Annotated in this window: 11 protein-coding genes; 3 read left to right on the top strand and 8 right to left on the bottom strand. The window is 69.8% G+C overall.

Annotation, left to right across the window (positions count from 1 at the left end; genetic code table 11):
* Positions 1–67: 67 nt before the first annotated feature.
* Both CA12_RS23010 and pilM read right to left on the bottom strand, forming a co-directional pair.
* Positions 68–1,981 (bottom strand): hypothetical protein, encoded by a 1,914-nt coding sequence (locus CA12_RS23010; RefSeq protein WP_165700723.1) that lies wholly within the window; start codon positions 1,979–1,981, stop codon positions 68–70.
* Positions 1,982–2,077: 96 nt separating this feature from the next.
* Positions 2,078–4,402 carry a type IV pilus assembly protein PilM gene (pilM, locus tag CA12_RS12595; RefSeq protein ID WP_145359267.1) on the bottom strand — a complete coding sequence of 775 codons (2,325 nt, stop codon included), beginning with the start codon at positions 4,400–4,402 and terminating at the stop codon, positions 2,078–2,080.
* Positions 4,403–4,640: 238 nt separating this feature from the next.
* On the opposite strand from pilM, the gene CA12_RS12590 reads away from it, so the two are divergent.
* On the top strand, positions 4,641–7,466 hold the full coding sequence (locus CA12_RS12590) for a polysaccharide deacetylase family protein (protein ID WP_145359266.1): 2,826 nt from the start codon (positions 4,641–4,643) through the stop codon (positions 7,464–7,466).
* Positions 7,467–7,470: 4 nt separating this feature from the next.
* Here the strand turns inward: CA12_RS12590 and CA12_RS12585 are convergent, their stop codons facing one another.
* The 3 genes from CA12_RS12585 to CA12_RS12575 all read right to left on the bottom strand — a co-directional run bounded on the left by CA12_RS12585 (position 7,471) and on the right by CA12_RS12575 (position 11,311).
* Positions 7,471–8,388: a hypothetical protein gene (locus CA12_RS12585; RefSeq protein WP_145359265.1), complete on the bottom strand. Its 918-nt coding sequence runs from the start codon at positions 8,386–8,388 to the stop codon at positions 7,471–7,473.
* Positions 8,389–8,511: 123 nt separating this feature from the next.
* Positions 8,512–9,852 (bottom strand): bifunctional folylpolyglutamate synthase/dihydrofolate synthase, encoded by a 1,341-nt coding sequence (locus CA12_RS12580; protein WP_145359264.1) that lies wholly within the window; start codon positions 9,850–9,852, stop codon positions 8,512–8,514.
* A 49-nt stretch (positions 9,853–9,901) separates the two neighbouring features.
* Positions 9,902–11,311: an arylsulfatase gene (locus CA12_RS12575; protein WP_145359263.1), complete on the bottom strand. Its 1,410-nt coding sequence runs from the start codon at positions 11,309–11,311 to the stop codon at positions 9,902–9,904.
* 196 nt (positions 11,312–11,507) lie between these two features.
* Here CA12_RS12575 and CA12_RS12570 point away from each other — a divergent pair, with 196 nt between their 5' ends.
* Positions 11,508–12,518, top strand: a complete 1,011-nt coding sequence (locus CA12_RS12570; protein WP_145359262.1) for a S1 family peptidase — start codon at positions 11,508–11,510, stop codon at positions 12,516–12,518.
* 132 nt (positions 12,519–12,650) lie between these two features.
* Here CA12_RS12570 and CA12_RS12565 read toward each other — a convergent pair whose 3' ends face one another.
* The 3 genes from CA12_RS12565 to leuS form a co-directional block, all read right to left on the bottom strand.
* Positions 12,651–13,634, bottom strand: a complete 984-nt coding sequence (locus CA12_RS12565; protein WP_145359261.1) for a LamG domain-containing protein — start codon at positions 13,632–13,634, stop codon at positions 12,651–12,653.
* Positions 13,635–13,821: 187 nt separating this feature from the next.
* Entirely contained in the window at positions 13,822–16,662 is a 2,841-nt protein-coding gene (locus tag CA12_RS12560; RefSeq protein WP_242687894.1) for a M16 family metallopeptidase, read from the bottom strand.
* A 145-nt stretch (positions 16,663–16,807) separates the two neighbouring features.
* Positions 16,808–19,702, bottom strand: coding sequence for a leucine--tRNA ligase (gene leuS / locus CA12_RS12555; RefSeq protein ID WP_145359260.1), 2,895 nt, complete (start codon positions 19,700–19,702; stop codon positions 16,808–16,810).
* Positions 19,703–19,847: 145 nt separating this feature from the next.
* Here leuS and CA12_RS12550 point away from each other — a divergent pair, with 145 nt between their 5' ends.
* A complete protein-coding gene (locus tag CA12_RS12550) occupies positions 19,848–20,789 on the top strand; it encodes a sugar phosphate isomerase/epimerase family protein (RefSeq protein ID WP_145359259.1) in 942 nt (313 codons plus the stop codon).
* Positions 20,790–20,871 lie beyond the last annotated feature (82 nt).

Raw genomic sequence — 20,871 nt, 5'->3', positions numbered from 1 at the left:
GCGGCGGGGGAGGCGAAGGGGAAGTGCGGGGACCGGCGGGGCGGAGGCCCCGCGGGGGATCGGGGAACTAGACGCCGCCGGCGGCGACGGGCTCGGCGTCGCCGGCCGGGTCTTCGGCCGGGGCCTCGCCGGCGCCGGGCTCGGAGGCGCCGGGCTCAGGGGCGCCGGGCGCCGCGGCGTCGGGGGCCGCGCCCGGGGGAGTCCCGCCGGGCGTCGGTTCGGCGCCGGGGGGCGCCGGGGTGGCGTTGAGGTCGAAGTCGCCGCCGCCGTCGAAGCCGAAGCCGGCGGCGTCCGCCCCGTCCTCCATCGCCGCGTCCTCGCCGGCGACGGGATTGGCCGGGTCGGCGGGCGGCAGGACGCCGAACTCCTCCTCACCGGCCGGGGCGTTCGGATCAAGCGGGTTCACCGCGGCGTCGTCGGCGTCCAGGGGCGCGACCGGCTCGCCGGTCTCGGCGTCGATCGCGGCGGCCGGGTCGGCGGAGGGATCGCCCAGGCCCGCGGCCAGTTCCGCCTCGGTCCGCGGCTTGTAGATGGTCATCACGCCGCCCACCACCACCGTGGCGAGGTACGGGTTCGTCATCGCCACCTGATACGGATCGGACGGATCCACGGCCGGACGCGTCGTGCGGGCGTTCATGCCGGTGGGACGGCGGGCGGGCCCGCCCAGCCCCCGGGGACGCTGAGTGAGGCCGCCGCGGGTCAGTCCGCCGCCGATGCCGCCGAGCGCGTTCCCGAAGGTGGGTCGCAACCCGCCCTCCGGCCGGCCGCTCCGCGCCGTCGGGGCCCGCTGCCCCATCGGCTTGGCGCCCTCGACCATGTGCACGCGGATGATCTCCACCGGCCATTCGCAGTTGGACAGGTCCGCCAGCACGTTGTTCAGTTCGCGGTGATCCAGCACGAGCTGCATCTTGAAGGCCCGGGTGCGGTAGGGCACCTCCGGGGCGCTGGTGATGTAGCGCCGTCCGCCGCCGGGGGAGACGTACTCCTTCGTCCGGGTGCGGCCGCCGCCGTAGCTGTCGCCGCCGAAGTCGTCGCTGTACGACTCCCGGCTTTCGCTTCCGCTTTCGCTGCCCGCCGCGGCGGGGTCGCCGAGGGCGGCGGCGGCGGCGGCGAGGTCGGGGGCGATCAGCGTCGGGTCTTCGTCGAGCCCGTCCTCCGGGCCGATGTCGTCGTCGAGGCTGAAATCGAGGTCTGCGTCCAGCGCGGCGCCGGAGCCGCTGCCGCTGCCGCCGAAGCGCTCTTCGGTTGACGAGTCCATCGGGGAGGATTCCTCCGAGTAGCTGTCGCTGCCGTCCCTCAGCGTCGGATCGGCGCCCTCCTCCTCGGCGGAGGGGGGGCCGGAGCCGCCCCGCAGCGTGAAGGATTGGATCTCCTTCAGCGGGGCGTCGAGGATCAGGCTGGAGCCGGCGTTGACCTTGGAGACCTGCTTCAGCAACTCGCGCGTCAGCCAGATGTCCTCCTGGGCGCTCCAGACGGTCATCGCCAACGGCGCCTGCCGCTGCCAATCGGAGGTGTCGAACTGGGGCAACACGCCCTGCGGGACGTTGACCACGCCGGTTTGCGTCTCGAAGTCGTAGGGACGCAACGACTGCCGCAGCGCCTCGAGCTGTTCTTCGTAGGCGAACCGATACTGCTCACGGCCGCGGATGCCGATCGGCTCGAAGTACTCCAGGCCCTCGACGTAGGGGCGGTAGCTTTCCGGCCAGGTGCGCAGTTCCTCCTGCGTGACGGCCAGCGTGCGAGCGGCGGTGCGCAGCTCCTCCTCCCGCTGGATCCGCTCCTGCTCGATTTTTTCGATCCAGCCCTCGTTCGGGGCGTTCTGTCCCTCCGGGACGGTCAGCGCGTTCACCTTCGCCTCGGCGGCGGCGATCTGCTCCGCGAGCGAGCCGGTGCCCACCCACCAGGCGCCCAGCGCCAGACAGACGGTCAGACCCAGCACGACCCAGAAGCGGTGGGTGAGGATCGGTTGCAGCTTGTCCACGGGGACGGTCCGGGGCGGCGGGGCGGAAACGGGGACGGACGAACACGAACGGGAAACGGCCCGGCGGGCGGCAGGCGCCCGGGGGCCGGGCGGGGGTCAGGCCCCTTCGGAGTAAGTCGGCGCGGAGGCGGCGGCCTCGCCTTCGGCGCCCGGCACGTCCTCGCTGGGGAGCTCGGTCCGTTCCGCCGGGGGGGTCTTCTTCCAGACGAACTGGATGGTGAAGGGGTACTCGGTCACCAGTTTGAGATTCTTCTCCGGCTCCTCGGAGTCGAGGGCGGAGATGTCGATCGGCGGACGTCCCGCCGGCTGCCCGGCGGGACCGTAGTCCGATCCGGACTCCTCACTGCCGAACGTGCCGCGGCCGCCGAAGGAGGAGTCCGGCGGACCGTCGTAGCTTTCCTCCCCATACTCGCTGCCCCCGCCGCGTCCGCCGAACGCGGGCGTGCCGAGGACGGTGCGACCCTCAGGGTCGTAGGGGATCTGCCGGGCCGTGATCGGCAGCAGCGCCGGGTACCGGATGCCCAGCTTCGCCACGGGAACCTCGCCGACGGGGGTGTTCAGCGTCCATTCCCGCAGGTTGGCCAGCACGGTGCGGCGGAGGTAGCCGGCGTCGCGATCCTCCGGGGAGGACCCGTCGTGGTAATGCACGCCCTTCAGCGTCACCACGTAACCTTCGCCCGTCGGTCCGGCGAGAGCCGGATCGGTCTCGCCGTCCGCGGCGGGCTCGGGGGCGGGCTCCGGTTCGGGCGGGGGCGGCGGGTCTTCGCCCCGGGCGATCGCGGCGGCCCTCTCGGCGGCGTATTGGGCGGCGTCGGCGGCGGCCTTCGCCTTCTTCCGCTCTTCCTGCTCCGCCTTCGCCATGTCGTTCATGACCTCCTTGGTCAGCGGCGGCAGGGTCGCGTACCAGGTGGAGAGGTCCGGCTCCTTCTTGAAGGTGATCGCCTTGATCAGCACGGATTCCCGCTGCTCGATCGGCTTGGTCAGCTCCTCGGTCGGGTCGGCCGGGACGACGGCGGCGATCGCCCGGAGCACCTCGGGCCAGTAAATGCGGCCGCTGGCCGGCTTCGTGAGCTCTTCGCCGACCGACTTAATATCCTCGATCTTGGTCAGTTGTTCGTCGTAGCCGCTGCGGAAGCCGTCGACCTTCGTCTTGAACTCGGGCACCTTTGCGAGCGGCTCCGCCCAGAGCTGTTCGCTGACGCTCTCCGCATAGTTGCCGTAGCCCGCCGCCCCGAGGCTGACGCCCGCCAGCAGCACGCCGGCCGCCAGGGCGGCCCACGGCTTCTTCTTGCGGATCTTCCGTTCCTGAATGATCTCCGGCGGCACCAGACTGGTGGTGATCCGGGTCAGCCCCGCCGCCTGCAACGCCACGCCGTAGGGCACGACGAACCCGGCGACGTTGTCGCGGAAGGTCGCGTCGTTCAGCACCTCGTCGCCGACCGCGGACTTGAATTGATCCACCCGCTCGACCGGGTGTTGCAGGTTCTGCTGAAGGAACTTTTGCAGTCCGGCCAGTTTGAAGCCGTTGCCGACGCCCAGCACGCGGGTGATCTTCGCCTCGCGGTTCACCGAGCTGAAGTAGCCGATGCTGCGCTGAATTTCCGCGACGTAGTCGTTGAACACCGGCCGCAGCGCCTGGAACACCGCCCGCGGGTCCGGGGCCTTGGTGGCGTTGCACTTCAGGTGCTCCGCCTTGGCGAACGTCAGCTTCTGATCCTTGACCAGCGCCCGCGTGAAGTGATTGCCGCCGACGTTGACGTTGCGGATCCAGATTTTATCGCCGTTGGAGATCAACAGCGTGGAATTGTCCGCCCCGAGGTCGCAGACCATCGTGTATTCGTCGGGGGCGTCGAACTCCTTGCCCTCCCGCATCCCCAGCCGGTCGAACGTCAGGAAGTTATAGAGGGCCAGCGGGGCGATCTGCACCAGGTCCACCTCGATCTTCCGATCGAGGAACGGCGCCATCGCCATCTCCACCTGATCGCGCTTCATGGCGAACAGGCCGACCTCCGCCTCCAGCGTATAACCGCCCTCCTCCAGCCCGCCGCCCAGCGGCTGGTAGTCCCAGATCACCTCTTCCAGGGCGAAGGGGATCTGCTGCCGGGCCTCGTACTCCACGATCTTGGCGATCTGGGAGCTCTCCACCGGCGGGAGCTGAATGAACCGGGCCAGGGCGCTTTGCCCCGGTAGGCTCATCGCGACGCGACAGCCCTTCAGGCTGTTGCGGGACAGGAACGTCTCGAAAGCCTCCGCGATCAGCTGCGCGGGAACGGCGTCCGGCTGACTCAGAATCTTCGGATGCTGAACCAGATCGAACGCCTCGGCGACCACCCGGCCGCTGACCGGGTCCGGACGCAGTTTGATCGCTTTGAGGGCGGCCTGCCCGACTTCAATGCCCCATACCGGCTGATCGTCGGCCATGGTCGAGTTCGTACGTTGTCGGGGAATCAGGATGGAGATCGGCGAATGCCGGGCGTCGCCCAAAGGGGGGAGAGTTCCCGAGTGGCCGACGGCCCGTCATCATCCCCCCCGTCTCCGGTGCGGTCAATCGGTCGGTTCTCCGGGAACCGGCCCGACGCCCGCCCGCGGTCGCCCCGCCCCCCGCCGCCCGCGCGGCCGGAACGACCCTCCCCCCGCGCCCCAAGCCCCCGCCCCCGCCGTGGCACCCGACGACTCCGCCGAGGACCGCGACGCCCCGCAGGCCGACGGCCCCCCGCCATCGCCCGCCCCAACGGCGGACCTGACGACGGTCTCCGAACCAGACGGACCGGCCGAAACCGTCCTGCTGCTGCCTTCCCACGGGCTGGACGACCTGCCGGAGCGCCTGCCCGAACGCCGGGCGGCCGCGGCCCTGAACGCCTTCGCCCTCTGCTGGCACCCCGCCCTGCTGGCCGCCGCCCGGGCCCTGCCCCGCCTGGTGATGGCCGACCAGCCGCCCCGCCCCGTCGGCGGCCGGCGGTTCCTCATCCCGGAGTTCGTCCGCGACACGCTGCCCGACGGCTGGGAAACCGAAGCCGGCGCCCGCCTGGCGGTCGTCGGCCCGGACCGCGCCGCGAGCCTGTCGGCACTCGCCCCGCTGTTGCCGCCGGATCGGCGAGACGTGCCGGTCGCCGATCTGCACCCGTTCTTCGCCTTGGGCCTGGGCCATTTGTGGGTGGAACGACTCACACGCAGGACGCATTACTACAGCACGCTGGATGAAACGCGGCTCCGCACCGAAGTCGTCGCCGCCGCGGACGCCCTGTTCGTGGGAGACCGGGAGGAAGCGCACGCCCGGCTGGTCGAGGCCGCCGAGGTGCTCCGCGAAGCCCGGGAGCGGTTCTATCCGACCCCGGCGAAGTTCTGCGACCTTTGCTTCGTCATTCCGCGGCTGGCGGGAGCGGAGCTGAAAACCGAAGTCGCCGCCGCGGCCGCCGGCGGGCCGCCGCTGAATTTGCTCGGAACTGGGGCCGACTGGCGCACGATCGCCGCCGCTTCGCCGGACCTGATCGCCGCGATCCGCGAGGCCGGCGACCGCGTTGAACCCGTGGGGGGAGAGCAGACGGAGGCCCCGGTCGCGCTGCGGGACGTGCCCGCCGCCGTCGCGGACCTGACGGCCGGCCGGGAGACGTTCCGGGAGTTGTTCGGGAGTCCGCCGGGAGTCTGGGGGCGTTACGACTTCGGTTTTACCCCGTTGACGCCGCAACTGCTGGAGTCAATGGGAGTCAACGCGGCGTTACACCTCAAGTTCGGCCCCGGCGACGTGCCGCCGGACGGGGCCGGGCGGGTGCGGTGGGCGGGCGCCGGCGGTGAGATTCCCGCCCACGCCCGCGATCCGCTGCCGGCGGGTTCGGCGGCCTCCTTTTGGGAGCTGCCGGAGATCCTCGCCGAGGCGTTCGAGGCGGAGCAGACCGTCGCCGTCACCTTCGCCCGCTGGCCGGGCGCCCCCGGCCCGCTGCTGGACGATTTGAAGGCCCTCACCGCGCTCTCGCCGGCGCTGGGGGAGTTCGCCACGTTCGCCGAGATGTTCGCCGAGGACGACCCCTTCGCCCGGGTGTTCGCCGCGGACCCGCGGAAGTACCGCTCCCCGGGGCCAGCGGCCGGTTCGCCGGAGCCGCTCTCCTCCCACAGCCGGGCGATCCGTGCCGATGCGGAGGCCCGGACGGACGGGCTCCTCGCCGGCCTCTGCGGGCTGCTGGGTTCGCCGGGCGGAGAAGCCGACGCCGCGGAGCGACTCGCTGCCCTGATCGGCCGCGGCGGGGGCGACCGGCCGGGCACGCTCTGGCTCAATCCGCTGCCGACGCCCCAAACGGTCGGCACGGAGTGCGGCGACCTCAACGTCGGCCCCGCCCCGCCGGCCGATCACCCGGCGGTGAAGGTCGTGGGGAAGCGGTCCTTCACCTTCGAGATTCCCCCCTGCGGCTTCGTCTGGTTCCCGGACAAAGCCGCGAAGACGGCGCCGGTCTCCAAATCCAAGGCGAAGACCGCCGAGCCCGGCATGGTGCGGAACGAGCGGTTCGAGGTCCGCATGGACCCCGCGACCGGCGGGATCGCCACGGTGAAGACCTACGGCCGCAGTCCCGTTCGGCTGGGCATGCGACCGGCGGTGCGGTTCCACGCCCCGCGGACGCTGAAGGGCGCCCCCGACGACGGACATGAACCGGAACGTTACAGCCGGGCGGTGCGCATCGAAGGGCAAACCTGGGACCTCGTGGACGCCGGCCCGGCCCGTGGGGAACTGGTCAGCCGCGGGGCGCTGATCGACCCCGCCGGCGGCGCCCGGCTGTGCGGGTTCACGTTGCGGGTCCGGCTGGACCGCGGTTCGCGTACGGCGCTGGTCGAGGCCTCTTTCACCGACGCGGCGACGGCCCTGGAGGCCGGCGACCTCGTGCTGCGGTGGGCCTGGGACGACGAAACGGCGGAGCTGGCCCGTTCCATCCAGGGCTCCCGGCAGGCGGCGCCCGCCTCCGGCACGTTCGAGTCGGCGCACTTCTGGGAATTAGCGAGCCTGCACGGCGACAAGAAGCTGCGGACCGCCGTCCTCACCCCGGACGCCCCGTTTCAAACCCGCAGCGGCCGGCGGATGCTCGACAGCCCGCTCCTGATCGCCGGGGAACCGACCAACGACGACCGCGTCTGGCGGTTCGGAATCGCCTTGGACGACCCGCACCCGATGCGGGCCGCCGACGCCTTCCTCACGCAGCCGGTCCCGGTACCCGTCGCCGGGCCGCCGTCCTCCGGCCCGGTCGGCTGGCTGCTGGCCTGCGACAGCCCGGGCGTCCGCGTGCTGTCGATCCGGGGCGAAGGGGGCGAGACGACGCTCCGCGTGCAGGAGAGCGACGGCCGCACCCGCACCGCCGCGATCCGGTTCTTCAAACGCCCCACCGGAGCGGCGAAGCGAACGCTGGCCGGCGAGACCCAGGCCGAACTGATCTGCGAGGGCGACGCCGTCCGCGTCCCCCTGGCCGGCTACGAACTCTGCGACGTGGCGGTGCGGTGGGCCTGACGGGTTAATCTTCCGGGACGACCGTCACTTCGTAGATCGTCACCTCCCGCCGTTCGACCAAGCCGTTCCGAGCCGCCGCCAGGTCGAAGCGATCGTGAAAGACCCAGTTCGGGAACCAGCGGCCGTCCGGGGTTTGGGTGATCTCGAACAACGCGACGCTCTCCACCCTGTACGCCTCCGACTCCGACCGCACCCACAACTCCGCCCGGACGGGCAGGGAATCCCGGCCCCGGGCGAGGGCGATCGTCCAGACGGCCCTGAAATCGGCCGGGAGCCCGGTCCGGTCGCTCGCCTCGGCCTCCAGGACGTCCAGCGTCACGCCGTTCCGCTCCCGAACGCCGACATACCGCAGGCCCGACGGACCCGCGGCCGATTGCGGCGGGGCGTCCAAACGGTCCGCCAGCCATTGCGACAGGGTGGCGCTCGCGTCCGAACCGCCGAGCATCAGCGTGTAGGGGTCGGGCGGGGCGGTCGCCCGACCGGGCCGCTTGATGAAGCGAACCGGCCTCTCCGCCCCCGCTACGTACAGCGTGCCGACCGTCCCGTCGGGGTCGTCAACCGGGCCGCCCCGCGCGGTCGAGCCGCGGTCCTCCAATAAGAATTGTTCGGTCATCGTCGATTCCGTCCGCCAGCCGGACGGAGTGTCGACGGAAGTTCCTTCCTCCACGCCTCGCACCATCGATCCCTCCCCCAGTGACGCGGGATCGACGTAGTGCGTGGTCGTCCAACGTAGCGTGCCCCGCGGCGGTCCCTCGCGCTCCGCCAACCTCCGGACCACATCCGCAAGGACTGCGGGCTCGTCGAACTCGCCCGAGTCGAACTCAACCGAGTCGAGTTCAGCACTGGAGCCGCCGACCACCCACGCCGAGGCGACGAACATGGCGAGGGTGACGGAGGCGGTCCGAAGGAACGTGGACAACATCGAGAGCGATCCGGCGGCGGAAAGGTGCGTCACACGCTTCCATGCGCCGCCTGGCCTCGGCCGTGCTCAGCCGTTCCCCAAAAAAGTGGAAAAAACCGCGCTTCGCCGGCTCGCCCGGCGCCCTCACCCTGGAGTCGTCGCCACGCCCGGCCGCAGTTCGGCGATGAGGAAGAACGACCCCGCCGCGATTGCCAGCCCGCCGGCGCCCGCCCGGCGGACGGCGCCCGCCCAGGCGGAGTGCGGGTCCGGGTCGCAGCGGATCGGGGCGTCCGTCAACGACCGGGCCAGCGCCGCCAGTTCGTCCGGCGGGACGGCCCGGGGGTTCTTCACGAACTGCGTGCAGGTCAGGTCGTCGATATGCGGGAGCAGCGTGCGGAGCACCCCAGCGACGTCTTTATCCTTCGCACAGGCCAGCACGAGACTGCGACGTTGTTCGGGAGCTTCCCGTAGCGTGGCGGCGAGGGCGTTGGCGCTGGCCCAGTTGTGGGCGACGTCCAGCAGCAGCGCGGGGCCGGCCGGTTCGCCGCGGTCGTTCGTCGGCAGGGCGAACCGCTCCGCCCGGCCGGCCAGCCGCACGCCGGCGGCGCCGGAGGCCGCGGCCTCCGGCGTGATCGGCCAGCCGGCGGTGCGGAGTGCCTCGAAGACCGCCGCCGCCGTCGCCGCGTTCGCCCGCTGGTGCGGCCCGCCGGGGGGGATCGGGAGACCGGCCCAGTCGCCCGTCGGACCCGCGGGATCGACCGGCAGGAAAGGGGCGCCGACGGCCTCGCAGCGGGCCCGGATCGCCTCCCCCGCTTCGCCCGGCCCGCCGCCCCAGATCAGCGGCACGCCCGGTTTGGCAATGCCCGCCTTCTCCCCTGCGATCGCCGCCAAGGTGTGCCCCAGGAGGGCAGTGTGATCGCGGCTGATCGTGGTGATCGCACACACCACCGGCTCGCAGACGTTCGTCGCGTCCAGCCGCCCGCCGAGGCCCACCTCTAGCGCGGCCAGATCGCAGCCGGACCGGGCGAAGTGCAGGAAGCCCAGGGCGGCGCTGATCTCGAAGAAGGTCGCCGGGGCGGCCCCACCGGCCTCGGCCCGCTCCGCGGCGGCGGCGACGTCCGTGACCAGTTGCACGAACGTCGCTTTGTCCGGTTCGGCCCCGTCGACGGTCAGCCGTTCCTCGAAGCGGACGAGGTGCGGCGAGGTGAACAGCCCGCACCGCAGCCCGCAGGCGGTCGCCCCCGCCGCGACAAGCGAGGCCACGGTCCCCTTCCCCTTCGTCCCGGCGATATGAACCGCAGGCACGCGGCGGTGCGGGTCGCCCAACTCCCCCAGCAACGCCCGGATGCCGTCCAACCGCAGGGCGTCCGGCGGAATGGGCCGGCGCTCGTAGTTCACCCGGCTCAGCAGGAACCGCTCGGCGTCGTCCCGCGTGAGCATGGGCCGCGTGCGAACGGGATCACTGGTGCGAGTCGCGGGCGGCATCCTCCGCAGCTTAGCGGCTCCCCGCCCTGCCGCACGGCCGGCGGCGCCCTCAGTTCCGCCGCCGCTTCGGCGGTTCGGCCGTCGCCGGGTCCGGCCAGTCGGGGTGAGCGGTGCGGGCGGCGTTCATCATCGCGACCGCTTTCTCGACCAGTTCGGGGCGTTCGTCGGAGAGGTCGTCCTTCTCCCCAAGGTCTTTCGAGAGGTTGTATAACTCGACCGGGCCGCTGGCGACGGGGCGGACGGCCTTCCAGTCGTCCCAGCGGATCGCCTGCATCGGGCCGGGGCCGTACTCGTGCAGTTCCCAGTAGAAGTAGTCCCGCTGCGGGGCCGGGCCGCCCTTGAGGAACCCGACCAACGATTCGCCGTCGGTTTCATAATCTTCCGGCAACTCCGCGTCGGCGAGTTCGGCGAAGGTGGGCAGCAGGTCCCAGAAGGCCCAGGGTTCGTCCGTCACCCGCCCGGACGGGATCGTGCCGGGCCAGTAGGCGAACGCCGCCTGCCGCAGCGCGCCCTCGTACATACCGCGTTTATAACCCCGCAGCGTGCCGCCCATCGCCTGATCGAACCGCTTGCCGATCGGCGTGTTCGGATTAAAGGACGAGCCGTTGTCGCCGGCGAACACGATGAGCGTGTTCTCCGCGACCCCCTTCTCCTCTAATAGCCCGACCAGCTCGCCGAGGTCGTGATCGAGCCGGGTGACCATCGCGGCGTAATTCTTCTCCAGTTCGCTCCACGGCTTGTCGGCGTAGATGCCCTGGTCGTCGATCTCGAACTTCCCGTGCGGCAACGTGGCGGCGTAGAAGAGGAAGAACGGTTCGTCGGCGGCCGCGGCGTCGCTCACGAAACTCAGCGCCGCGTTTTGAATCAGGTCCTGAGCATAGGTTCCCTGTTGGCCGTCGGCGTTCTCCGGCAGTTCGACCCGGGTCTCGTTATCGTAAAGATAGTCGGGGAAGTAGCGGTGGGCGTGACGCTGGCAGTTATATCCGAAGAAGCGGTCGATCCCGGTTTTGAACGGGCTGCCGGACGTATCGAACATCCCCATCCCCCATTTGCCCACGGTCGCGGTGCGATATCCGGAGGATTGGAGAATCTCCGCCACGGTGACCTGCCCCTCCGGCAGCGGGCGTTGGCCCTCGGCGCCGATTTCCCGGTTCGCCCGGGTCGGACAGTGGCCCATGTGCAGGCCGGTGAAAAAGGAGGACCGGGCCGGGGCGCACACGCTGGTGCCCGTATAGGCCGACATGTATCGGGTCCCGCCGGCGCAGAGGCGGTCCATATTCGGGGTCTGAATCAACTCCTGCCCGTAGGCCCCGACGTCGCCCTGGGCGAGATCGTCGCTGAGGACGAAGATGAGGTTGGGCCGCTCCGCGGCGGCGGCGGGCGTCGCTCCGCCCCACAACAGAACCGCGGCGGCGAGCGGGGCGAACCGCGAAAGGAACGGCGGCGGGGAGAACGTCATGGCGCTGATTTTCCGAAGGCGAGCGGGCCGGCCCACTCTGACGGGTCGCCCGCAACGCCGGCAACCGACCGGCGCGGTCGCGGTCCAAAGTCCGATCAAAACGGTCAGCGAATGCCGAACGCCGCCCCGGTCCGGCGGGGGCCAGGTCAGGAACTTTCCACGAGCGTGGGCCGCTCGCACGCTTTACCGTGACGCGATGCACCGCCTTATCCCCCGGTTCGCGTCCCCGTTCGCCTCGCCCGTCGCCTGTGCGGGGTTGCTCCTCGGTCTGACGCTCGCCGCGACGCCGACCGGTCAGGCCGGGGAGGCGGCGAACCCGCTCACCGCGTCCTTCCTGAACGACGGGGCGATCCGGGACGCGGTGGTCGCCGAGGGGCGCCGGCTGGTCGAGGACGGCCAGACGCTGCCGTTGGCGACGCTCCGCGAGCAGATGGACCGCCGAGCCTGCCCGCTGCCCCTCCCGGCCCCGGCGTCGGGGCTTTCCGAGCCCGGCGGGCCGGCGGCGGACGCGGAGGCGGCGACGCTCATTATCGCCTGCGTCCACTACTGCAGGAACTGCGAGCGCTTCGAGTCCAATAACGCCAGCGGCTTCGTCATCTCCGCGGACGGGCTGGCCGTGACGAATTATCATGTGCTGGACGCCGCCCCGCAGCACGGTCGGGCCAAGGACGACGACGAAGACCAGCGGGCCGGGTTCGTCGCTCTGACCCGCAGCGGAGAAGCGTGGCCGATCGTCGAGGTGGTCGCCGCGAACCCCGCCGCGGACGTGGCGCTGGTGCGGTTGGGGCTGCCCGAGGGCCGCACGCTGTCGGCCCTGCCGCTGGCGGCGGCCGGCCGGCTCGGGGAAGACGTGCACTGCATCTCGCACCCGGCGGGGCGGTTCTTCAGCTACTCCCGCGGCGTGGTGACCCGCCGCCACATGACCCGCCGGCACGGCGAAGAGACGCCCCGGCTGTCCGTCACCGCCGACTACGCCCGCGGCAGCAGCGGCGCCGCGATGGTGAACGTCGAGGGCGCCGTCGTCGGCATCGTGACCACCACCGATTCCGTCTACTACAGCGAACGCGGCGGCCAGCAGCGGGATCTGCAAATGGTCTTCCGCGACTGCGTGCCGGTCGAAAGCCTGCAGGCGCTGTTCGCCCCGCCGACGACGGAGGACGAAAACACACTTTCCGCCGACGCCTCCCCGGATAACGACGCCGTTTAACACGTTGAGATAATTCTCGGCGAAGCGTCGCTCGATCCCAGCCCGGAGCGCAAGCTCCGGCCGTGCGTCGTTCCGCTCGACGGCTGCGCCGACGGCCGATGCTTGCGCATCGGGCTCGTATCAACTGTACCGTCAGTCCGCGGCGTTCAATGCGGGGACGTTCGCCGACTCGTGCAGCCGCAGCATTTCCGCGTCCGTGAGGGCCCGGTCGAACACCGCCAGCCCGCCGAAGCGGCCCTTCGTCGCCTCCCGGGTAAACGAACCGACGGCGTAGCGGGCGCCGACGGTGAAGTCCGACCCGCCGCCGGGCTTCGACTCCGCGTGCTTCCCCGGGTCGTAGGCGAAGATCCCGCGGCCGTGATAATACGGGTTCATCCCGCGGTCCCCGCCGTCCGGGCCTTCCTGCGTGAAATAGCGATCGTCCCGCTTGTCTTTCTCGGGATCCAATTCCCGCGGCTCCATCACGCCGTTGACATAAGAGCGAATATAGTCGCCGTCGTAGGTGAAGCCCAGCGTGCACCATTCGTCCGTGGGAACCTCGCTGACGGAGGCGGCGTAGTCGGCGCACCAGGGGAAGGCGCTGCCGTCGGCCCGGCGGGTGACGCCGCCCTCGCTGGAGATGTGCGGCACGAGCTGCCGCGGCCCGCCGTAGGTCGGCATATTCATCAGCAGGGCGTACTGCCGGGTGCCGGTGTCGTCGTTGCGGCCCTTGCCCTCGCTCCACATCCCCGCGATCGTGCGGCTTTGATTTAAATCGACGATCCGCACGGCGGCGAACATGCTCACCTGCGCCTCCGGCCCGGAGATATTCAGCGGGCCGGTCTCCGCGTAGGGGATCTTGAGGTACTGCTTGCCGTTGAACTCCGCGGAGTCGCCCGAATACGGTCCGCCGGGCACGCGGGCGATCGGGCCGCTGACTTCCTCCAGGGGCAACGGCTCGTCCGTCGCAATGGACCGCCGCGGCTCCCCGGCGGCTTCGCCGAACGTCCAGAACGCGACCAGCCCCGGCGTCTCCGTCACCACGGCCGGGTCGCCGGTCGGCTCCGGCGCCTCCGCCGCGAACGCGGTTCCGGAGAGCGCGGCGAGCGCCGCAACGACGAAGGGGCGAGCGAGCATAAGGGACGCCTATGAGCAAAGGGGAGCGCGACGCGAACGCGTGCGAACCGGTTCGCACGACCGCAACCTAACGCCGCGGAACGCGGCCCCGAAAGCGAACCGCGGCGGTCGGGGGAACGCCCCCGGCCGCCGCGGTCGTCATCGAAAGGACGCCGTGACCGGCGCCGGCTCCGCCCATCAACGCGATCTACGGCGACGCCGGACCGGCCGCACCGTCCGGGGCCGGGGCGTCCGGGTCGGTGGGCACGCCGACGGGCACGTCCGCGGGGGCCTGGTCCGGTGCGTCCATGTCGCCGGCGACGACGACGTACAGCTCCGCCGGGTCGAGATGCTCCCGCAACGCCCGGTTCACCTCTTCGGCGGTGAGGGCGGCGACCTGCGCCTCCAGCTCCGCGGTGAACGCCATCGTGCGGTCGTTGTACAACTGGGAAGCGAGCTTGGTCGCCAGCTGGGAATCGCTGGCCCGGTTGACCCGCTGCTTTTGCAGGTAACTCGTCTTGGCCGCGTCGACCTCCGCCGGCGTGACGCCCTCGGCGATCAGGCGGTCCAGTTCCTCACGGATCACCGTCTTCAATTTCGGCACGTTGCCCGGGTTGGTGATCGCGTAGACGCCGAAGGTCGTCAATTCATCCTTCACCCGCGGGGTGAGCTGCGAACCGACGCCGTAGCTGAGGCCCTCCTGCTGGCGGACCCGGTCGCCTAGCCGGCTGGAGAGACCGCTGGAGCCGAGGATGTAATCGCCGATCATCAACGCCGGATAGTCCGGGTGTTCCTGCGAAATTGGCAATTGCAGGGCGGCGTAATAGACCGCGTTCTGTTTGCCGGGCGTGGCGATTTCCTTGTCGCCGGACGGGGCGTCCGGGTTCGGAACCTGCGGCAGCCGGGCGAACGAGGGGGCGTCCGGGGCGCCGAAGCCGGTCAGGTTCTCCTTCGCCAGTTCCAGCACGGCGTCCGGATCGAAGCTGCCCACGACGGCCAGTTCGCCGGAGGCGTCCGTCAGCAGGGTATTATAAACCGCGGCGACCTCCTGCGGAGTGACTTCGGCGATCATTTTCGCCTGCTCCTCCAGGGTGGGCACGTAGCGGGGGTCCTCCGGGTTCGGATAGTTGGACAGCGCCCGCCGCACCTCGGTGGGGGCGAGAGCCTGCGGCTCGCTTTTCTGAGCCTCGATCTGGGCGATCGTCGCCTGTTGGAGCAACTCCAGTTCCTCCGGCGGCAGCGCCGGCGATTTGAGAATCTCGCCCAACAGCTCCATCACGGCCGGCAGGGTGTCCCGCTTGGCGGTGATCGTGAAGGTGAGGTTGCCGTCGGCGCCGCCGGGGCGAAGGGAGGCTTGCAGTTCGTCCAGGCGGTCCTGAATCTCCTGTTTGGAGAGCTCCGCCGTGCCCCGCATCATCAGCGGGCCGAGCATGTTCGTCGCCCCGGACAGTCCCTGTAACGTGTCCTCGGTGCCGTAACGTAGGCTGAGGCGGGCGTCGACGGTGTCGCCGCGAGTCTGTTTGGGCAGCAGCGCGACCTCCAGGCCGGAGGGCAGTTCGGTGCGGACCACCCGCTCCTCGATCGCCGCCGGGTCCGGGTCGAACGCCTCGCCGGCGGCGGCGACATCCCGGCCCTCGTAGTCCTTCAACATCTCCGCGAGATCCGGCCGCGAGGGGATCTCGATCGTCTGCGGCTCCTTCGTCGGCAGGAACAGGCCGGCGGTGCGGTTGTCGCTTTGCAGAAAGCGTTCGGCGACGTCCTGAACGTCGGCGGCGGTCACCTCTTCAAGTCGGTCGCGGTAGAGAAAATACAGCCGCCAGTCGCCCTGGGCGGACCATTCCGAGAGCTGCACGGCGATGCGGGAGGTGTCGTTGGCGGCCCGTTCGCGGCGAGCCAGCAGGCGGGCCCGGGCCCGGGCGACCTCTTCCTCGGTAACCGGTTCGGCCGGCACGCCCTCGGTGACGTTGAGCATCAGCCGCAGCACGTCCTGCGGTTCGTTCGCCGTCGCCACCTCGGCGGTAAACAGCAGCACGCCGGGGTCGTGCAGGGCGAAGGTCCCGCCGGAGACGCTGGCGGCCCGCTTCGTCTCGACCAGCACCTTATAGAGCCGGCCGGAGGGGTTGTCCGTCAGAATACTTTCCAGCACGTCCACCGCGGCGAAGGCCGGGTCCGGGCCGGCGGGCACGTGATAGACCGCCCCCACCTGGGCCACATCGCCGACGCGGCGGAGGATGACCGTGCGTTCGCCGTCCTGCGGGGGCTCCTCCGTATAGGTCTGCGGCAGCACGCGGGTCGGCTTTTCGATCGCGCCGAAATGCTCCTTGGCGTATTGCAGCGCCTTTTCCGGGTCGAAGGAGCCGGCGACGATCAGCATCGCGTTGTCCGGCTGATAATAGCGTTCGTAGAACGCCCGCAGGTTCTCGATCGGCACGCGCTCGATATCGGCCCGGTTGCCGATGGTGCTCTTGCCGTAATTGTGCCACTCGAATGCGGTCGCCAGCATTCGCTGCATGAGAATCCGCTGCGGGCTGTTCTCGCCGCGTTCGAACTCGTTGCGGACGACGGTCATCTCGCTGTCGAGATCCTCCTGCTTGACGTAGGAGTTGACGAGGCGGTCCGCCTCCAGGTGGATGGCGAACTCCAGGTTCTCGTCGCTGGCGGGCAGCGTCTCGTAATAGTTCGTCCGGTCCAGCCAGGTGGAGCCGTTAAAGACGGCGCCGCGGTCCTTCAGTTCCTTCGGCACGTCCTCGAAGGTGGGCGTGCCTTTGAAGACCATATGCTCCAGCAGGTGGGCCATGCCCGTTTCGCCGTAACCCTCATGGCGGGAGCCGACGAAGATCGTGCAGTTCACCGTGACCGTCGGCCGGGAGACGTCCGGGAACAGCAGGATCTTTAATCCGTTGGGCAGACGATATTCGCTGATGCCCTCGACGGTGGCGACGTGCTGCACGCCCTCGACCATGGGAACGTCCTGTTGCGGGGCGGCGGGGGCGGGCGGGGCGAAGGCGACCGCGGCGAGAGCCGCGGCGACGGCGGGAAGGAGTCTCATGGCGACGCGGGAGGTCAGGTGCGGGCTGCGAGGAACCGGGGTCCGGTGAGGCCGATTGTGCCGACGCCCCGCCGGCCCCACCACCGGGCTCGCCCCATGACGGCTCGCCGCGGCGTCATCCTCCGCGGCTTACCCCGTCACCGGATCAACCTTTCACGACGAAGTTGACCATCCGCCCCGGCACGGCGATCGCCTTCACGATCGTTTTGCCTTCCAGGTGGGGCCGGACGCCCTCGTCCGCCTGGGCGGCGGCGGTCATGGCGTCGCGGTCGGCGTCGGCCGGCACCCGCACCCGGCCGCGGACCTTGCCATTGACCTGCACGGGGATCTCGACGCTGCTTTCGACCAGTTTCGCCTCATCCCACGTCGGCCACGGTTCGTAGGCCAGCGACCCGTCGTGCCCCAGCAGGCTCCACAATTCTTCCGCGAGGTGCGGGGCGAACGGGGCCAGCAACAGCGTGAACTGCTCGCAGACGCTTTTGGGCCGGGTCTCCATCGAACTGAAGGCGTTCGTGAATTCCATCATCCGGCTGATCGACGTATTAAAGCTCAGCCGGTCGGCGTCGTTGGTGACGGCCTTGATCGTTTGATGCAGCAAGCGATCCTGCTCCTCCGTCGGCTCGACCTCCTGAACGGCAGGGTTGAGGGTCGGTTCGTCGGCGTTTTCGTCGGCGATCGTCCGCCAGACGCGGGCCAGGAAGCGGGCGACGCCCTCGACGCCGCTCATCTGCCAGGGTTTGGATTGCTCCAGCGGCCCCATAAACATCTCGTAGAGACGCAGACTGTCGGCGCCGTAGTCGGCGACGATCGCGTCCGGGTTCACCACGTTGCCGCGGGACTTGCTCATTTTGTGAGCGCGGCTGTCGACCTTGATCGACTCGTCCGCGGCGAGCGCCAGGACGCCGCCCTTCTTCGTCACCTGGGCGGCATTTAGTCTGACCGCCTGCACCGGCTCCTCCGTGCTCTGCCGCACGAACCCGGTGCCGTCTTCGTCCTCGGCCTCGGACGCTTTTACGTCGTCGGCGGACACCCAATTCATCCCGGCGTCCTGATACCCGGTCACCTCCGGTTCGCCGAGAATCATGCCCTGATTGACCAACCGGGCGAACGGTTCGATCGTGGAGACGTGTCCGCGGTCGTACAGAACCTTGTGCCAGAAGCGGGCGTACAACAGGTGCAGCACGGCGTGCTCCGCGCCGCCGATATAGAGGTCGACGGGCATCCAGAACTTCTCCGCCTCCGCCCCGACGAAGCGGTCGTCGTTGTGCGGGTCGCAGAAGCGCAGGAAGTACCAGCAACTGCCCGCCCATTGCGGCATGCTGTTCGTTTCCCGCTTGAGCTTCACGCCGTCGGCGGCCATTTTATAGAGCCACTCGTCCGGGGCCTCGTCCAGCGGGGGCTCCGGGCGGCCGTGGGGCTTGAACTCGAAGTTCTCCGGCAACATCACCGGCAGTTCGGCCGCGTCGTCGGTGCGGAGCAGGCCGGTTTCCTTGCCGCTCGAATCCAGTTCGTGCCAGAGCGGGAATGGCTCGCCCCAGAAGTGCTGGCGGGAGAACAGCCAGTCCCGAAGTTTATAGTTCACCGCCGCGACGCCGGTCCCGGCTTCCCCCAGCCAGTTGATCATCTGAGTCTTGGCCTCGGCGGTCGGCAGGCCGTCCAACGGGCCGCTGTTGACGGCCGTGCCCTCGTGGATGAAGACATCCACGTCGGTGTCACGGAGCGATTCAAACGTCTCCGCGTCGCCCGGCCGGACGACCTGACGGATCGGCAGATCGAACTGCTTGGCGAATTCAAAGTCCCGCTCGTCGTGGCCCGGCACGGCCATGATGGCGCCGGTGCCGTAGGAGATCAGCACGTAATCCGCCACCCAGACCGGCACCCGCTCCCCGTTCGCCGGATTGATTGCGTAGCCGCCGGTGAAGACGCCGGTCTTCTCCTTGGCGAGATCGGTGCGGGCAAGGTCGCTCTTCTCGCTCGCCTTCTGCTGATAGGCTTTCACGGCGGCTTTCTGCTCCGCGGTCGTCAACCGCTCGACGGCGGGGTGCTCCGGGGCGAGGACCATATAGGTCGCCCCGTGCAGCGTATCCGGCCGGGTCGTATAAACCCGCAGCACGTCCTCCGGGGCCTCCTCCGGGAAGCCGCTAAACGACCGCTGGGCCTGCCAGGTTTTGAACGTCTCCGGGTCGGCCGGGTCGCTCGCGCCGTCTAGAACGCCGATATAAAAGTCGACCTCGCAGCCGGTGGATTTGCCGATCCAGTTCCGCTGGAGCGACTTGAGGCTCTCCGGCCATTCCAGCGTGTCCAGATCCTCCAGCAGCCGGTCGGCGTAGGCGGTGATCCGCAGCATCCACTGGCGCAAGGGCAACCGCACGACCGGATGGCCGCCGCGTTCGCTCTTGCCGTCGATGACCTCTTCGTTGGCCAGCACGGTCCGCAGTTCCGGGCACCAATTGACCGGGGCGTGCGTCTGATAGGCCAGCCGTTTGCCGTCCTGATAACGGCGCACGGCCTCCTCGCCCTGCCCCTTCACTTCAGCCGGGACGGGCAGTTCGGCGATCGGGCGGCCCTTCTTCGCCTCGGCGTCGTACCAGGTGTCGTAGAGTTCGAGAAAGATCCACTGCGTCCAGCGGAAATAGTCCGGGTCGGTCGTGGACAGTTCCCGGTCCCAGTCGTAACTGAAGCCGAGGGATTTTAATTGACGCCGGAAGGTGTCGATATTCTTGGCGGTCGTCTCCCGCGGGTGGACGCCGGTTTTGACGGCGTGTTGTTCGGCGGGCAGGCCGAAGGCGTCCCAGCCCATCGGGTGCAGCACCGCTTTGCCACGCATACGGGCCATGCGGGCGACGATATCGGTCGCGGTGTAGCCCTCCGGATGGCCGACGTGCAGACCGTTCCCGCTGGGATAGGGGAACATATCGAGGACGTACAACTTCCCGGCCGCGTCACGGGCCTCCGCCACGGCTGGCGCGGCGAAGGTGCGGTTCTCGTCCCAGAAGGCTTGCCACTTCGGTTCGATGCGGGCGGGGTCGTAGCGGGGCATGAGCGATCAGGTGCTAAGCCGGAGGCAGGCCTTCGGCTTGGGCGTGGGTGGGAAGCGAACAGGAACGGGCCGGGGAGTGTACGAATCGGTCCGCCGGGGCTGTAGGATCGGACACGTTCCGCTCGTGTTCCGTTCGAAAGCCGTCATGTCCGGTCCCTCCCGCCGTACGTTCCTCGCGTCCGCGGCCGCCGCGTCGGCCGCCGCCCTCGCCGCGCGTCCGGCCTCCGGCGTCGCCGCCGAACCGCTGAAGCGCCAGGCGGACGGGCCGCTGTTCAAGCTGAGCCTCGCGGCGTACTCGTTCAACAAAATGCTGCCGCGCGGGAGCAAAACCGATACGGAAATGGACCTGTACGACGTCGCCGACTACGCGGCGTCGCTGGGCCTGCCCGGCGTGGAACTGACGGGGTACTACTTCCCGCAGAGCGTGCAGGACTTCGAGGCCGGCGGCGAGGGCGAGAAATACGTCCGCGACCTGGCCCACCACTGCTTCGCCAACGGTCTGAGCGTCTCCGGCACGGCGATCGGCAACGACTTCGCCCTGCCCCCCGGCGACGCCCGCGATCAGCAGATCGCCGCGTGCAAACGCTGGATCGACGCCGCCAGCGCCCTCGGGGCCCCGGTGATCCGCATCTTCGCCGGCAAGGTGCCGAAGGGCGGGGACGAGAAGGAGGCGATCGCCCGCTGCGCCGCCGGCATCAACGAATGCCTGCCGCACGCCGCGGCCAAGGGCGTGCACCTCGCCCTCGAGAACCACGGCGGCATCACCGCCACGCCGAAGCAGATGCTCTCCATCATCGAGCAGGTGGACGACAGCCCGTACTTCGGCGTGAACTTCGACAGCGGCAACTTCCAGACGGACGACCCCTACCGCGACCTCGCCGCGATCGCCCCGTACGCGATCAACGCCCAGATTAAGGTGAAGGTCCGCCCCAACGGCAAACATGAGGACGCGGACTTGGACCGGATCGTCGGCATCCTCGGCGACGCCGGCTACCGCGGCTGGCTGGTGCTGGAGTACGAGGAGGGCGGCGACGTGAAGGCCGAGGCCGCCAAGTGGATCGACAAGCTGCGGGCCGCGATCGCCTGAGTCCCTGAACGATCGAACGAAAAAAGCGTCCCGGACCCTCGGAGGGTCCGGGACGCTTCGCTGCGCCGACGAACAAGCGTCC

Source organism: Alienimonas californiensis, assembly GCF_007743815.1.
GTDB classification, from domain to species: Bacteria; Planctomycetota; Planctomycetia; order Planctomycetales; family Planctomycetaceae; genus Alienimonas; species Alienimonas californiensis.
The sequence above is the reverse complement of the archived record's forward strand: the minus strand, read 5'-3'. Positions and strand labels throughout refer to the sequence as shown.